Annotated in this window: 13 protein-coding genes; 6 read left to right on the top strand and 7 right to left on the bottom strand. The window is 55.4% G+C overall.

Annotation, left to right across the window (positions count from 1 at the left end):
* Window positions 1-19 precede the first annotated feature (19 nt).
* Both KVT28_RS16595 and treF read left to right on the top strand, forming a co-directional pair.
* Window positions 20-874: an SDR family oxidoreductase gene (locus tag KVT28_RS16595; protein ID WP_217549363.1), complete on the top strand. Its 855-nt coding sequence runs from the start codon at window positions 20-22 to the stop codon at window positions 872-874.
* Window positions 875-1,287: 413 nt separating this feature from the next.
* Window positions 1,288-2,946: an alpha,alpha-trehalase TreF gene (gene treF / locus KVT28_RS16590; RefSeq protein WP_217549484.1), complete on the top strand. Its 1,659-nt coding sequence runs from the start codon at window positions 1,288-1,290 to the stop codon at window positions 2,944-2,946.
* A 111-nt stretch (window positions 2,947-3,057) separates the two neighbouring features.
* Here the strand turns inward: treF and KVT28_RS16585 are convergent, their stop codons facing one another.
* A complete protein-coding gene (locus KVT28_RS16585; RefSeq protein ID WP_101761880.1) occupies window positions 3,058-4,005 on the bottom strand; it encodes a sensor domain-containing diguanylate cyclase in 948 nt (315 codons plus the stop codon).
* A 350-nt stretch (window positions 4,006-4,355) separates the two neighbouring features.
* On the opposite strand from KVT28_RS16585, the gene KVT28_RS16580 reads away from it, so the two are divergent.
* From KVT28_RS16580 to KVT28_RS16565, 4 genes are all read left to right on the top strand, one after another.
* The gene (locus KVT28_RS16580; RefSeq protein ID WP_240632897.1) at window positions 4,356-7,580 is read left to right on the top strand and encodes a transporter substrate-binding domain-containing protein; all 3,225 of its coding nucleotides are present in this window, start codon (window positions 4,356-4,358) and stop codon (window positions 7,578-7,580) included.
* A complete protein-coding gene (locus KVT28_RS16575; protein WP_137386443.1) occupies window positions 7,577-8,281 on the top strand; it encodes a response regulator transcription factor in 705 nt (234 codons plus the stop codon). The genes KVT28_RS16580 and KVT28_RS16575 overlap by 4 nt, the downstream gene beginning before the upstream one ends.
* Window positions 8,282-8,399: 118 nt before the next feature.
* Window positions 8,400-9,464, top strand: coding sequence for a mannonate dehydratase (uxuA, locus tag KVT28_RS16570; protein ID WP_101761877.1), 1,065 nt, complete (start codon window positions 8,400-8,402; stop codon window positions 9,462-9,464).
* A 198-nt stretch (window positions 9,465-9,662) separates the two neighbouring features.
* On the top strand, window positions 9,663-10,076 hold the full coding sequence (locus tag KVT28_RS16565; RefSeq protein WP_101761876.1) for an ester cyclase: 414 nt from the start codon (window positions 9,663-9,665) through the stop codon (window positions 10,074-10,076).
* Here KVT28_RS16565 and KVT28_RS16560 read toward each other — a convergent pair.
* From KVT28_RS16560 to KVT28_RS16535, 6 genes are all read right to left on the bottom strand, one after another.
* Window positions 10,059-10,481 (bottom strand): MarR family winged helix-turn-helix transcriptional regulator, encoded by a 423-nt coding sequence (locus KVT28_RS16560; RefSeq protein ID WP_101761875.1) that lies wholly within the window; start codon window positions 10,479-10,481, stop codon window positions 10,059-10,061. The genes KVT28_RS16565 and KVT28_RS16560 overlap by 18 nt on opposite strands.
* 191 nt (window positions 10,482-10,672) lie before the next feature.
* Complete coding sequence (fabF, locus tag KVT28_RS16555; protein ID WP_110867257.1) at window positions 10,673-11,935, bottom strand: beta-ketoacyl-ACP synthase II; 1,263 nt, start codon at window positions 11,933-11,935, stop codon at window positions 10,673-10,675.
* A 38-nt stretch (window positions 11,936-11,973) separates the two neighbouring features.
* Complete coding sequence (locus KVT28_RS16550) at window positions 11,974-12,519, bottom strand: helix-turn-helix domain-containing protein (protein ID WP_110867258.1); 546 nt, start codon at window positions 12,517-12,519, stop codon at window positions 11,974-11,976.
* 172 nt (window positions 12,520-12,691) lie between these two features.
* The gene (locus tag KVT28_RS16545; RefSeq protein WP_217549359.1) at window positions 12,692-13,384 is read right to left on the bottom strand and encodes an amino acid ABC transporter permease; all 693 of its coding nucleotides are present in this window, start codon (window positions 13,382-13,384) and stop codon (window positions 12,692-12,694) included.
* A gap of 15 nt (window positions 13,385-13,399) precedes the next feature.
* Complete coding sequence (locus tag KVT28_RS16540) at window positions 13,400-14,086, bottom strand: amino acid ABC transporter permease (protein WP_154155525.1); 687 nt, start codon at window positions 14,084-14,086, stop codon at window positions 13,400-13,402.
* 82 nt (window positions 14,087-14,168) lie between these two features.
* Complete coding sequence (locus KVT28_RS16535; protein WP_101761871.1) at window positions 14,169-14,984, bottom strand: transporter substrate-binding domain-containing protein; 816 nt, start codon at window positions 14,982-14,984, stop codon at window positions 14,169-14,171.
* Window positions 14,985-14,994 lie beyond the last annotated feature (10 nt).

Raw genomic sequence — 14,994 nt, 5'->3', positions numbered from 1 at the left:
AGTTCAAAAGGAGAACAACATGATTGCGATTACAGGTGCCACAGGCCAACTGGGCCGTCTGGTGATTAATGCGTTATTGAAAAAAGTGCCGGCTAGCGAAATCATTGCGGCGGTGCGTTCGCCCGAGAAAGCGGCCGATCTGCAGGCGCTGGGCGTAACGCTGCGAGCGGCGGATTACAGCCAACCGGAAACGCTGCAAAGCGCCTTTGCCGGTGTCGATAAACTGCTGCTGATCTCTTCCAGTGAAGTTGGCCAGCGTGAAGTGCAGCACAAGGCGGTGATCGATGCGGCTAAAGCCGCCGGCGTTGGCTTTATCGCCTACACCAGCTTACTGCATGCCGATACCTCGCCGTTGGGTTTAGGCGTTGAGCATCGTGCGACTGAAGCCCAGCTGAAAGCCTCGGGCATTCCTTTCGCGCTGCTGCGTAACGGCTGGTACACCGAAAACTACGCGGCGAGTATTGCGCCCGCGCTGGCGCATCATGCCTTTATTGGTGCGGTCGGCGAAGGTCGCATCGCTTCCGCGGCGCGCGCTGACTATGCGGCGGCAGCGGCCGAAGTGATCAGCCGTGACGATCAGGCGGGCAAGGTGTATGAACTGGCTGGCGACGACAGCTACACGCTGGCGCAGTTCAGCGCCGAGATTGCTAAACAGTCTGGCGAGCAAGTGGATTACATCAATCTGCCACAAGCCGAATTTGCCGCTGCGCTGAAAGGTGCCGGTTTGCCAGAGGGCTTGTCAGAGATGCTGGCAGATTCAGATGCCGGCGCCGAAAAAGGCGGTTTGTTTGACGAGAGCCATACGCTAAGCAAACTGATTGGCCGCCCCACCACGCCGTATGCGGACGTGATAAAGGCGGCGTTGCAGAAGTAAGGTGCGGCCTGATGCCCTCACCCCGGCCCTCTCCCTGTGGGAGAGTGAGGCGCTGCCACATTTTAGCTCTATCGGTTCCCTCTCCCGCCTGCGGGAGAGGGTTAGGGTGAGGGAAATACAGCTCAATCTCCGCTGCGTTTGCCATAAATTGATCAAGCCATCCCACGCTTTTTTGCGCAAATTTTAGCGATTTTCTTAAATACAGATATTTCTGTGCAGCTATTTAAACATCCATCCTAAAAGCCGCTTTCATTTCCTGAAATATAGTCCGTTGTAATCACTGAAAAATCATAAAAACACCGGATCCATCGACATGATTTATTACGTTCATAGATAAATCGCATTGTTGTTTCGCCCGTTCAGAGCTCTATAATTTGTTCTTTACGCATTCAAGAATTTACCAGGAGGCTGCTATTAATACTAACCAACAGCAATATAACGCTTTCGAGGATCGACGCGCTGATGCTGAACTGGAGTATCAATATAATCCTCACGAGTTCGTTCGCGAAGGTATGCAGGATTCGGAGCCGGAACCCGAGCTGATTGAAGGTTTGCCCGCGCCGGATGCGCTGACGCCTGCCGATCGCTACATGGAACTGTTTGAGCAGGTACAGACATCGCACATATTTGCTGACAGCAAAACGTTTCCGGACTGCGCACCAAAATTCGATCCGCTGGATATTTTAATCCGTTTTCGTCGCCGTAAACGCGCAGCGGATTTTGATCTGGAAGCATTCGTGCACGAACATTTTTATTCACCTCAGGTGAATGAGAGTTTTTATGTTTCCAATCCAGATAAAACCTTAACCGAACATATTGACGATCTGTGGCCGGTGTTAACCAAAATGCCACAGCAACATTTGGCACACTCATCGCTGCTGCCGTTGCCGAAACCTTATGTGGTGCCCGGCGGCCGATTTGGAGAAACCTATTACTGGGACTCCTACTTCAGCATGCTCGGCCTCGCCGATGCCGGCCGCGACGATCTGCTGCGTCATATGGCGGATAACTTCGCCTGGCTAATTGATAACTACGGTCACGTGCCAAATGGCAACCGTACTTACTACCTCAGCCGTTCGCAGCCGCCGGTGTTTGCGCTGATGGTGGAACTGTTTGAAGAAGATGGCATTCGCGGCGCGAAACGCTATCTCGATCAGCTGATGAAAGAGTACCAGTTCTGGATGGACGGCGCGGGTGAGCTGATGCCGCATCAGGCCTATCGCCACGTGGTGCGCATGCCAGATGGTTCGCTGCTCAACCGTTACTGGGACGATCGCGACACGCCGCGCGATGAGTCGTGGCTGGAAGATATTGAAACCGCGAAGAAATCAGGTCGTCCGGCCAACGAGGTTTATCGCGATCTGCGTGCCGGTGCTGCATCGGGCTGGGATTACTCTTCACGCTGGCTGCGCGATCCGCAGCGTCTGGCGAGTATCCGCACCACGCAATTTATTCCGATCGATCTCAACGCGTTCCTCTACAAGCTGGAGCTGATGATTTCGACGCTGTCACATGCCAAAGGTGAAGAGCTCACGGCGCTGGCGTGGCAGAAAAAAGCCGATGCGCGTAAGCAGGCGATTCATCGCTATCTGTGGGATAACACTGCCGGGGTGTACCGCGATTACGACTGGCGTCGCGAACGCTTTGGCGCCTTCACCGCTGCTGCGGTGGTGCCGCTGTTCCTCGGCCTCGCCTCGCCCGAGCAGGCGCACCTGCAGGCCGTTGCGCTGCGCCATCTGTTACTGACGCAAGGCGGTTTGTTAACCTCGATGGTGGAGAGCGGCGAACAATGGGATAAACCCAATGCCTGGGCGCCGTTGCAGTGGATGGCGGTGGTCGGTTTGAATCACTACGGTGAAGAGACGCTGGCGACAGAAATTGCCGTTAACTGGCTGAATACGGTGAATAATTTCTATTCTCTGCATCATAAGATGGTGGAGAAGTATGACATCAGCGGCGATCGCGCCCGTCCGGGTGGCGGCGGCGAATATCCGCTGCAGGACGGCTTCGGCTGGACTAATGGCGTCACCCGCAGATTGATGACCATGTATGGGCATTTGCTGGCGGATTGAGATTGGTGCGGCTTGATGCCCTCACCCTGACCCTCTCCCACAGGGAGAGGGAAACGCTGCCATATGTAAGCTCGATCAGTCCCCTCTCCCGCCTGCGGGAGAGGGTAAAAGCTACCCCGCCAACCCAAAACCCTGCTTACCATTCTTCTTAATCTGATACATCGCCTCATCGGCCCGCGTCAGCGCTTCATCGAAGCTGTCGCGTTCCTGCACCTGCGCAATGCCAATTGACGCACCAATCTGCGCATGTCCATTATCAATATCAAACGGCGTCAGCGCGGCATCCAGCACCGCCTGCATCATAATGCGCACTTTCGGATAGTCGATCAGGAACGGCATCAGCAGCACAAACTCGTCGCCGCCGAGTCGGCCAATCACCACGTTTGGCGGCACCACGTCGATGATGCGCTGGCTCAGTTGAATCAACACCTCATCACCACTGCGATGTCCCAAGGTATCGTTGACGTGTTTGAAGTTATCGAGATCGATAAACGCCACGCACAGTGGGCCCAGCGCTTTCATCCTGCTGAACTGCGTATTGAGCGCATGGCGATTAGTCAGTCCGGTTAGCGGATCGTGATGCGCCAGCGATGAGAGCTGCGCTTCGTACTGCTTCTCTTTGGTCATATCGATGTGCGTGCCGGTGACTTTGAGCGGATTGCCCGCTGCGTCCCATTCGGTAACGCGTCCGCGATCCAGCACCCATTTAATGTTGTCGTTTTTGCCCAGCATGCGGTGCAGCGCTTCGTAATAAGGCGCGCGCCCTTCAATGTGATCGTAAAAAGCTTTGAGCACTTCGTCGGCGTCATCCGGATGCAGGCGTCCGCGCCACACATCGAACTGCGCTTTGGTCTCTTTCGGCTGAAAACCCAGCATCGCACCCCAGCGACGATTAAAAATCACCAGCTTGCCGCTGGGAATATCCAGCTGCCACAAACATAAACCGGTTCCATCCAGCGCTGCACTCAGCTTATTACGCGCGTCATGCGCTATACGCTTTAACCGCGCATTATGCTTTTTCAGGTTCTGAATCTGCTGACGCAGCGCTTCTTCTGACATGGTTGGCTGAAGGAGAGGAAATAAGCGCTATTTTGCCTGCCGGGAAGTTTCTGTAAATAAAACAAATGAAAAGCCGATTAGCAGCGGCAAATTGGAGAAACTTCAGGAGTTACGTCGAAAGTTTGCTGTCAAAACAGCTGACTTAACTTACTTAAGTACCAGCCTGTAGTAAGCCTCGCCTACAGACGTAAGAAATTTCTTAAAAAGCATTTAATAACCGTTGAGTTTCGTGCCGCTGTGAAGGGTCACTGGCGCATTAAAGCGCAGCCAGAGGGCCGCACCGCCGCACGGCAGTGCCTAAAGCAGCAAAGAAAACTGAGAATCAATTCGTGGGCAAACGCATTTTTAGCATGATTTTTTTGTTGGGCTTTTGCCTGTCGGCCTGGAGCGCCACCACCTTAAAATTCACGCCGCGTTACGGTCTGGTTTCCCCTGAAGTGACGCTGAATGCAGAGGGACAGCAGTGGCTAAAACGTCATCCGGTGCTGCGCGTCGGCGTATGGAGCCATACGTTACCGCCCTATTCGGTTGAATTCGAAGAGGACACCTTTGAAGGACTGTCCGCCGATTATCTGGCCATCATCGCGAAAACGCTGAATCGCCCGGTCGAAGTTAAGCGCTATAACACCCGTCTCGATCTGGTTAACGCGCTCAATAACAAGCAAGTCGATTTAATTCCTTACTACCCGCAGGCTGCTAATCATGAAACCAAACTGGCGCTGAGTATTCCCTATTCGCTGGCGCAAAGCGTGTTGATTAGCCGCCGCCAGGCAAAATTTGATCGTCAGCTGAATGACAGCCGCTACCGCCTGATGTACTACGGTGACGACGAACTGAAAGCGCTGCTGCATAAACGCTATCCCGAAGCCACATTAGCGCCCGCCTCACCGCCGCTCTGGGCCTATACCGATACCGCTTTTAATGAGGACATGGTGTTCTGGAGTAACTCCGCCACGCAGCGCTATTTGTCGCAGCGCGGCTTGCAGAACATCATTGAAGGCCATAGCACGCCTTACATGAATGATGTGGATGCGCGCTTTGCCGCCCGCGCGGACAATGCTGAGCTGATCGACGCCATTAATGAAATTCTTAAAAATATCCCGCTACGTAATGCCGTACAAATTGCCGAAGCCTGGGGGCTTGATTACCGGTCGGTGGTGAAGAATCATCCTTTGGACCTTAGCGAAGCCGAAGCAAAATGGCTGGCGGAGCACCGCGACATCACGGTGAATTACGACCCTACACATCTGCCTTTCACCTTTCTCGACAGCAAACAGCGTGTCGCCGGACTCAGCGTTGATTTGTTAAATCTCATCTCGCAACGCACCGGTATTCGTTTTCATTACAACCCAATGCGGGGCTTGAGCAATATGCGCGATGCGCTGGTTAATCAACGCGATTCCCTGATTGTGGTGAGTGACGGCGCGTCAAAGCAGAGCCCGCAGATTCAATACACGCGATCTTATGTCTATTCGCCTTGGGTGGTGATGACCCGCAGCGACAGTAACTGGCACAGTTTCGATGAGATGACAGGGAAACGCATCGGCATCTACGAGCGTTCTTATTACCGCTTTGATCTGCGTCGCCGCTGGCCAACCATCGATTTTAGTGAAAATGCGGTTTCGCTCGACTCCCTCGGGCAGCTGCAGGACAAAGAGGTTGACGGCTTTATCGTGCCCTACGAATCGGCGCAATATTTGCTGAATAACCACTTCAACGATCGCTTCAAAGTGGCGTTTGTCGCACCGTTGCCGATGTTTCGCATGGCGATGGCCACCAATGTGGCGGATGAGCATCTGAATTCAATCCTGAATAAAGCGCTGTCCGATATTCCGCAGCCAACCATGCAGTCACTGATGGAGCGCTGGATCAAGTACACGCCGCCCGCAACCAGCACGTCCTGGCAGAGCTATCGCAGTTACGTGCTGCGTATTGCTGCGGTGGCCGGCATTTGCCTGCTGTTTTTCCTGTGGCGCAACCATCTGCTGAAATCGTCGCTGGCGAGGCAGCGCCAGCACGAGCGCGAAATCAGCAACCAACTGCACACGATCGAAACCTTGTTAGAGGACGTGCGTAAAGCGAAGCGTGCGGCACTGCGCTCCAGCGAGGCGAAAAGTACTTTCCTTTCACATATGAGCCATGAAATCCGCACGCCGTTGGCGGCACTGATTGGCCTGTTGGAGATTGAACATTTAGGTCAGAGCGACGAAGCGCAGCGGCAAAAGAATATCGATTTGGCGTGGGAATCTTCCCGTTCACTGCTCTCGCTGGTCGGCGATATTCTCGACCTGGCGAAAATCGAATCCGGTCATTTCAGCATTCGCCACATGCCGATGTCACTGAGCGATGTGGTTTACGACACTGAAGCGCTTTTCCGTCAGGTGGCGCTAAATAAAGGGCTGGCGCTCAATGTCATGCTGGATATCGATCAGGACAGCGTGCTGTTCGATCCCGTGGCGTTGAAGCAGATCCTGGCGAACCTGGTCAGCAATGCCATTAAGTTTACCGCGCGGGGTGAAGTTGAAGTGGCGCTTTACCAGGCAGATATCACTAAACCCGAATACGTACTGGAAGTCTGCGACAGTGGGGTGGGTCTCACGCCAGAACAGCAAAAGGCGATTTTCGAGCCCTTTGTTCAGGTGGATCAGGGCACTAATCGCGTCAGTGGCACCGGACTGGGTCTCAACATCTGTCGCCGTCTGGCGGTGATGCTGGGAACCGAGCTGCATGTAGAGAGCGAGCCCGATGAGGGCAGCGTATTTATGCTGCGCTTCATCGCCCAGCCCGCCACGCTGACTGAAGCAGAAGCTGAGCCAGTTGATGACGTTGTGCACGCATCCTTAAGAATGCTGGTTGTGGATGACAACGCCACCAATCGCCTGCTACTGGCACAACAGTTGCGTTACGCCGGGCATCATGTGTTGGTGGCAGAAGACGGTGAAACGGCGCTGGCACTGTGGCGCGAACATGACGTTGATCGTGTGATCACCGATTGCAATATGCCAGGCATGGATGGCTTTGAATTTACCCGCCAGTTACGTATTGAGGAGAAGCTAATGAATCGCCGCGCAGTCCCGATTTATGGCCTGACGGCGATGGCAGAAGAGCGCGTTGCACAACTCGCGACGCAGGCTGGCATGGATGGTTGCCTGTTTAAACCGCTGGAGCGCACCCAGCTGCTGCGAGTGGTCACCGGCAGCGCTGCCAGCAGCATGCGTAATGAAACCCTGCTTACCCTGGAAAACCTCGCGGCCAATGATCCGCAAGCCTGGCGCGATCTGGTCACCACCGCTCAGCAGCAAAATGCGCGCGATCTTGCACAACTGGAGCAAGCTGCCATGGCGGAGGACTTCCCTGGTGCACACCACGCTGCACATCAATTACTTGGCAGCGCCAAATTACTGCGCGCTGAAAGCCTACAACAGAGTTGCCTCGCCGCCGAGCAGGCAGCCGAACAACGAGAGAGTGCGTTCCTGCAGCAGCTGATTCCCGAAGTCGCTACAGCAGTGGCCGAACTGGAAGCGATCTTCCTTCACGCACTAAAAAATAATCCTGATAATGAGGTGAAACCATGAAACAAGATGCAATCTGGCAGGTTGCCGTATTAGACGATCATCCCCTGATCGGCAAAGCAATTCAGTATCGTCTGGCGCAGGAAGCGCTGCTGGAGCTGGCTGGCGCCTTTTCGCAACGCCAGCAGCTGATGGCATTTTTGCAGCGTCATTCAGTGGACGTGCTGGTGCTGGACTACATGCTTGGCGAAGACGAACTCGACGGCCTGCAGATGGTGAAACAGCTGCGCGCGCGTTATCCCGATTTGAAAATCCTGATCTCCTCGGCAGTAGAAAAACCGGCAATAGTGCAACTGCTGTTAAAAGCGGGTGTGCATGGCTTTGTGGGTAAAAGTGAAGATCAGGAAGTGCTGATTACCGCCCTGCATCAGGTATGCCGTAACAAGCGTTTTCTCACCGCCGATATGCTGCTGGAGATGGATAAGTTTCAGGAAAGCGATCGGGAAATGCATGACTATTTATTGCCGCGTCAAACTGGCGAAGATATCACGCTGCTGCTGCGCAATCTCAGCCCACGTGAGATCGAGGTGATCCGTTGCTATCTGGATGGATTAAGCATTACGCAAATCGCCGGAAAATATGCGCGCAGCCGTAAAACCATCAGCGGGCAAAAACAGACTGCACTGCGTAAATTGGGTCTGCGATCTGATTTGGAATTATTTAAATACAAAGAGCATTTCGGTGAAATTGTGCTGCATCACTGATGCATAAATTGTGTTCTGTGACGCGGATCAAGGCTTATTGGACGCGCTGCGCTGTCATGATGTTTACTAGAATGGTAGTTTATCAGTTATCACAGACACGATAACGGTGGATGACATTATGCAACTGACAATGCGTTGGTTTGGTCCGAAAGAAGATAAAGTTTCGCTGGAATATATTCGTCAGGTGCCGGGCGTGCGCGGCGTCGTGGGCGCGCTGTATGACGTGCCGGTAGGTGAAACCTGGCCGAAAGAGAAAATTAACGCGCTGGTTAAGCAGGTGCATGCCGCCGGGCTGACCGTGGAAGTGATCGAAAGCGTCAACATTCACGACGACATCAAAATCGGTCTGCCAAGCCGCGATCGTTACATCGAAAATTATCAGCAGAGCATCCGTAACCTGGCCGAAGCGGGTGTGAAAGTGATTTGCTACAACTTCATGCCAGTGTTTGACTGGATGAAGACCGACATGAACTACGTGCTGCCAGACGGCTCGCTCACCATGGCGTTCGAGAAGAAAGGCATTGATAAGAGCCTCGACGAAGTGGTGCAGGAAGTACTGGGCAACGCCAATGGTTTCGCCCTGCCGGGCTGGGAACCGGAGCGTCTGGCAAAAGTGCAGGATCTGTTTGCCCAATACAAAGATGTTGATGACGCTAAGCTGCGTGAAAACCTCGCTTACTTTCTGAAAGCGGTGATCCCGGTATGTGAAGAAGTGGGCGTGAAGATGGCGATCCACCCGGACGATCCACCGTATTCGATCTTCGGCCTGCCGCGCGTGGTGAAGAACCGCGACGATCTCGACTGGATCTGTAACGTGGTCGATTCCGAGGCTAACGGCATCACGCTGTGTACCGGATCGATTGCCGAAGATCCGAGTAATGATGTGTACGCCATTCTGGCGGAGTTCTCGCGCCGCAAACGTATTCCGTTCGCCCATGTGCGTAACATCAAGATTATCCAGGATAAAGATTTCTACGAGTGCGCGCACCCAACCGAATACGGTTCGCTGGATATGTATAAAGTGCTGCAATCAATGCATGACAACGGCTTCGATGGCTACATCCGTTCGGATCACGGCCGCTTTATCTGGGGCGAAACCGGCCGTCCGGGCTACGGTTTGTACGACCGCGCGCTAGGCACCACCTATCTGCTGGGATTGTGGGAAGCGCTGAGTAAGCGCTGAGTTGGGTGCGCTTTGTCCCTCACCCTAACCCTCTCCCGCAAGCGGGCGAGGAACTTTTTGCTCCCTCTCCCCGTGGGAGAGGGCCGGGGTGAGGGCATCAGCGCGCACCATAATCACCGCACAACCTGACAAACTCGCCTTCCGTACTTGCCGTTAAATATATACAGTTAAACTGTACATATTCAGCGGGGACTCACCATGTCAGAACATAACAAAGCCGTTGTGCGTCGTTTCAATCAGCAGGTGATTGCCGAAGGCGATCGCCAGGCTTTCGATCAACTCGTCGGCGAAAACTTCATTAACCGCTCAGCGCCAGCCGGCGCGCCCAGCGATCGCGAAAGTCTTTGGCACACCTTCGATCAGATCCTGCGCCCCGCTTTCTCCCATCTTCAGGTGCACATTGAAGATCAAATCGCCGAGCGCGATTGGGTCACCACGCGCAAAACAATAACCGGCGTTCACAGCGGATCGCTGATGGGCATCGCGCCCACCGGTTTACCTGTAACGATCGCGGTGATCGATATGGTGCGAATTGAAGAGGGAAAATACGCGGAGCATTGGGGCATGAACACGCTGGCGGCGGTGATGACGCAGTTAAAGCAGTTTGCGTAACGCAGCCAGCCCTTTTTGCAGATCGTCGCGATCCTGCTGGTCGAGTGTTTCATTGATGCGCGCCGCAAGCCAGTCGGCACGCTGTTGACGTGCGGCCGCCAACGCAGCGCGCGCCTGATCGCTCAGCACAATCACCTGCGCCCGCGCGTCCTGCGCGCTTTTTTGTCGCAGCACCAAATCTTGCGCCTCGAGTTCGTTAATCACTAATCGCATGCTTTGATGCTTCACGCCGCGCAGCCGCGCGAGATCGGCGATAGAAAGCGCGTCATGGCTGTCGAGCAGATCTAAGGTTTCATATTGCGAGGTGCGCACGGTCGCGGTGCTGACGCGGACGTTACGTACCAAATGACTGACCATCTTACGGAGCTCTTCCGCCAGCTGCTGGGTTTCATTTTCAGTGCTCAAAGGGGCGATTCCTGCGCGCTATCGTCGGTCCATTATAGGAAACCTTTTGCCTAATGCCTCAGTTAAGCACCCTATCAAATCACCGCACATTTCGTAGCGGCGCGATTTATCGCGCAATGAATTGCGCCGCTACAATGTGTGCTCTCAGTGATTAAGGGTTTTCATGTCTTGACTGACGAGCATTAGGAAACCTATTGCCAGGCTTTAAACAACAAACTGGCATTCACGCCGCCAAAGCCAAAACCGTTGGAAAGCGCATAGGTCATTGCCGTCGGCTGTGGCTTGAGTGCCACCAGATTCAGCCCAACAGCCGCTTCATCCGGATGCTGCAGATTGAGCGTCGGCGGAGCAACCTGATCGCGCAGCGCCAGAATCGAGAAGATCGCTTCAACGCCACCCGCCGCACCGAGCAGATGTCCGGTGGCCGATTTGGTGGAAGTGATTGCCACCTTGCTGCCAGCGAACAGTGAGCTAATTGCTGCCAGTTCGCCCTTGTCGCCGACCGGCGTCGACGTGGCATGCGCATTGATATGCTGCACCTCGCTCGCCGTAATGCCCGCCTGCGCCAGCGCGGTTTCCATTGCCCGGCGTGCCCCTTCACCATTTTCCGGGCCGGCGGTGAGGTGGTAAGCGTCCGCGCTGGTACCGTAACCCACCAGCTCCGCCAGCGGTGTCGCGCCGCGCGCCTGCGCATGTTCCAGCGATTCAATCACCAGCAATCCCGCGCCCTCACCCATCACAAAACCGTCGCGGTCGCGATCAAACGGACGCGAAGCCTGCTCTGGACGATCGTTAAAGCCGCCCGACATCGCTTTCGCTGCGGCAAATCCGGCCAGGCTCACGCGATGGATCGCCGCTTCGGTGCCGCCGCACAGCGCAATATCCGCTTCGCCGCTGCGAATTAGCCGTGCTGCATCGCCAATCGCCTGCGCACCCGCCGCGCACGCCGTCACCGGCGCGCCAATCGGCCCACGAAAACCGTGTGCAATCGAAACGTGTCCGGCCGCCAGATTGGCGAGAAACGAAGGAATGGTAAACGGCGACAAGCGACGCGGCCCACGCTCGGCGGTGGTTTCAACCGCGTTGGCGATTTCGTTAAAGCCGCCGATGCCGGTGGCGATCACCGTGGCGGTGCGCTGCTGTTGCGCACTGTCCTGCGGGAACCAGTTGGCTTGCGTCAGCGCTTCATGCGCCGCCACCAGCGCGAACTCGATAAAGCGATCCATTTTCTTGCGATCTTTGGCGGCGATAATCCCGTCGGGATTAAAACCGTGCTGGGGATCCTGCTCCAGCGTCGGCACCTGTCCCGCCACTTTGCAGGCGATATCCTGCACCATCTCTGGCGGCAAGGCGCTGATGCCCGATTTCCCCGCTAGCAGCGACTGCCAAACCGCTTCCGTGCCGCAGCCCAGCGGCGATACCAGCCCCATGCCGGTAATGACAATTCGTTTCATTTTTCATTCCTTAATCTGCGGATACTTGCGCGTTGCCGTTATGACTGCGGCTGGTGCAGCGGCGGCGGCGCAAATTTCTGGGTGTTATCTCCAGCGCGTTTTTTCTGCAGATAATCATGGCGATAGTGCATCACCGGCTCCGCTGCCGGGCCGGGCACCATCTGATAGTTATCCAGCGTCAGCGGCTGGCCGTTTTCGCTATCGACCAGCTGCATCTTCACCGGACGCTGCGTAGCGCTTTCCACCAGCTGCATCTGGCGACCTTCCGGCGAGAAATGCGTGCTGCCCCACTCGGTGAGCGCCAGAATTACGCCGCGAAAATCGCGACCGACGGCCGTCAGGTGATATTCGAAGCGCGCCGGGCTGGTGCTGTAACACACCTTCTCCAGCAAGCCATCGTCCACCAGCTCTTTCAGCCGCCGCGACAATATGTTGGGCGCTACACCGCTGCTTTTCTGAAACTCATCGAAGCGCGTAAAACCGGCCAGCGCATCGCGCATAATCAGTATGCTCCAGCCATCGCCAATGCGCCCAAGGCTGCGCGCGATGGGACAAGGCATGTTGTGGAGCGTTTGGTTTTTCAAGGTTGGCTATCCCGCATCGGTTTGATGGCGGATACTGTTGCAGAGTGACTTTCATTTTGCAAGTAACTTGCAGAATGAAAGTGATTTGGCGGTGGCTTATTTGCACAACAAAGTGCGCCGCTACGGTTGGGCGCACTTGATCGTAGCGGCGCGATTTATCGCGCGGATTGGGTCAGGTCCGTACCCGCAATCTCGCCTCAATCTTATCGGCGATCTTGGTCACCACATAGGCAATCACCATGTAAAACACCACCGCCACCAGGAAGGCTTCGAGGTAGTAGAAATTCAGCGCCGCGGTCAGTTGCGCCTGGGCGAAGATATCCACCACTTCGATGGCAAACGCCAGCGACAGCGCTTTCATGATCACCATAAAGGCGTTCGCCAGATCGGGAATCGCCGCCACGATAATCTGCGGGAACATCACGCGGCGGAACAGCTGGCCGCCGCTGTAACCGAGCGACAGCGCCGCATCCGATTGTCCGCTATCAAATGAGTTGAGCGCGCCCTTCCACACTTCCGCCTGAAACGCCGCGACGCAGGCGCTTAGGGCAACGATGATGATCACCCAGTTCGGCAGCGAGTGCGCATTCACTTTCACGCCAATCAGCGTGGCGACGAAATCCAGCGCCGGCGGCAAACCGTAATAGGCGAGGAAAATCACCACCACCATCGGCACGCCTTTAAAGGCAATTTTGTAGGCGATCACCAACTGACGCAGCACCGGAAGGCGGCGATGTTCAACAAAGGCAAACAGCCCGCCGAGCAGCGTTGAACAGATAAACACCGTCACCGCCATCAGCAGCGTCACCGGCACCGCATCGAGAATGCTCCAGAAGTCCGGCAGTAAAACCTCAAGATCAAACATGGTTTCTCTCCCTTATCAGACGCTGGTGAATTTGACGCGTGCAGCAGTTTTCGAGCTGTACTTCGCGTGACGTTGTTCGAAGAAACGGATAATCAACCAGGCCACGCCGCACAGCAGCGAATAGAGCACCGCCAGCACCAGATAAGTGCCGAACTGATATTGGTTGTAGTCGCGTTCCATGATCAGATGCGCAGTCGCCATCACATCCGCCGCACCGATGTACATCACCAGCGCCACGTTATGAATCAGATAGATAATCGCATTGCCGTAACCCGGCAGCGCATAGTGCACCGCTTGCGGACCGACAATACGCAGCATTTTCTGGCGGAAGCTGTAGCCCATGCTGTCGGCGGCGTCATGCTGGCCGCTCTCCACGGCGAGAAACGCCGGGCGCATCACTTCCGACAGATAACCGCCGTGATACAGGCTCAGGCCAATCATCGCCGCGATGTTGGCGGTGACAAAATCGCTGAAGCCAAACTGCTCGGCCACCAGCGGCAAGCCATAAAACGCGACAAACAGCTGCAGCACCACCGGCACGCTGCGCGCGTATGAGACGTACAAATCCACAAACTGGCTGATAACCGGGATGCGGCGCACGCGGAACACGGTGGCGATCAGCGCCAGGAAGAACCCGACGATCATCGCGACAAACATTATGCCAAGCGTCAACGGCAGCGCCGAGAGCAGCTCGGGAATCATCGAAGTCAGATTCACGGTGAAACACTCCTGCTAACAATGAAGCAACGCCCGGCTCAGCACCGGGCGCAGCTTTAGTGAATCCTTACTTCATGTACTTCGTGACGTCTTCGCCAAACCACTTCTGCGCCAGCTTATCCAGCGTGCCGTCCGCTTTCAGCTGTTGCAGCGTTTTGTTGATGTCATCGTTCAGCGCCTGGTTCTCGGCTGAACGGTGAATCAGCACGTAAGTGTTGTTGATGGCAACCGGCTCGCTGGCTTTGATCGCCAGTTTCTGGTTGTCGATCACCGTTTGCTCGCCGAGGTTCGAAGGCAGGATCAGCGCATCATATTTGCCACGCTGCACCTCTTTCAGACGATCCGGATAAGGCACGCCAGCGCTCGAAGCTTTGATCTCAACTTTGTCGTTCGGGTTGTCCTGCTGCCACTGCGTCACGAATTTGTACACGCCGCCGCCGGCGGTAACCGGCACAATCTTCTTGCCGACCAGATCTTTCATGCTGTTGATGGTGCTATCGCTGCGGCTGTAGATCTTCATCAGGCTGGCACCGATCGGCGCATCCGGGATCAGGAACTGTTTGCTGCGCGTTGGCGCTTTGTAATAACCGCCGGTCGCCATGTCATATTTGCCGGTGGCGAGGCCGGTTTCCTGGGCGATATCCGCCGCACCTTCCATCACAAATTTGTACTGCGGCAGTTTAGCGTTGATGGCTTTCAGCACGTCCGGCTCGTAGCCCTGCGGCTCGTGACCAATCGCGCCCCACGACAGCGGTTTAGACTCCGCCGCAGTGGCGATTTTGATAGTGCGCACCGCGTCGGCGAAGCTGTTACCGCTGATGAGTGCCAGCGCGATGATGCCAGGCGCGGCCAGGCGACGTAAAGTGGTTTTGATTGCAGGCATGTCGTTGATT

Origin of the sequence: Pantoea sp. GbtcB22 (genome assembly GCF_019091025.1) — a bacterium.
Taxonomy (GTDB): Bacteria; Pseudomonadota; Gammaproteobacteria; order Enterobacterales; family Enterobacteriaceae; genus Pantoea; species Pantoea leporis.
The sequence above is the reverse complement of the archived record's forward strand: the minus strand, read 5'-3'. Positions and strand labels throughout refer to the sequence as shown.

What these genes read in the sequence shown, in the direction of transcription:
- uxuA (WP_101761877.1), top strand. Translation starts at nt 8,400, where the DNA reads ATGCAACTGACAATGCGTTGGTTTGGTCCGAAAGAAGATAAAGTTTCG.
- fabF (WP_110867257.1), bottom strand. Translation starts at nt 11,935, where the DNA reads ATGAAACGAATTGTCATTACCGGCATGGGGCTGGTATCGCCGCTGGGC.
- KVT28_RS16575 (WP_137386443.1), top strand. Translation starts at nt 7,577, where the DNA reads ATGAAACAAGATGCAATCTGGCAGGTTGCCGTATTAGACGATCATCCC.
- KVT28_RS16545 (WP_217549359.1), bottom strand. Translation starts at nt 13,384, where the DNA reads ATGTTTGATCTTGAGGTTTTACTGCCGGACTTCTGGAGCATTCTCGAT.
- KVT28_RS16580 (WP_240632897.1), top strand. Translation starts at nt 4,356, where the DNA reads ATGATTTTTTTGTTGGGCTTTTGCCTGTCGGCCTGGAGCGCCACCACC.
- KVT28_RS16540 (WP_154155525.1), bottom strand. Translation starts at nt 14,086, where the DNA reads ATGATTCCCGAGCTGCTCTCGGCGCTGCCGTTGACGCTTGGCATAATG.
- KVT28_RS16595 (WP_217549363.1), top strand. Translation starts at nt 20, where the DNA reads ATGATTGCGATTACAGGTGCCACAGGCCAACTGGGCCGTCTGGTGATT.
- KVT28_RS16535 (WP_101761871.1), bottom strand. Translation starts at nt 14,984, where the DNA reads ATGCCTGCAATCAAAACCACTTTACGTCGCCTGGCCGCGCCTGGCATC.
- KVT28_RS16585 (WP_101761880.1), bottom strand. Translation starts at nt 4,005, where the DNA reads ATGTCAGAAGAAGCGCTGCGTCAGCAGATTCAGAACCTGAAAAAGCAT.
- KVT28_RS16565 (WP_101761876.1), top strand. Translation starts at nt 9,663, where the DNA reads ATGTCAGAACATAACAAAGCCGTTGTGCGTCGTTTCAATCAGCAGGTG.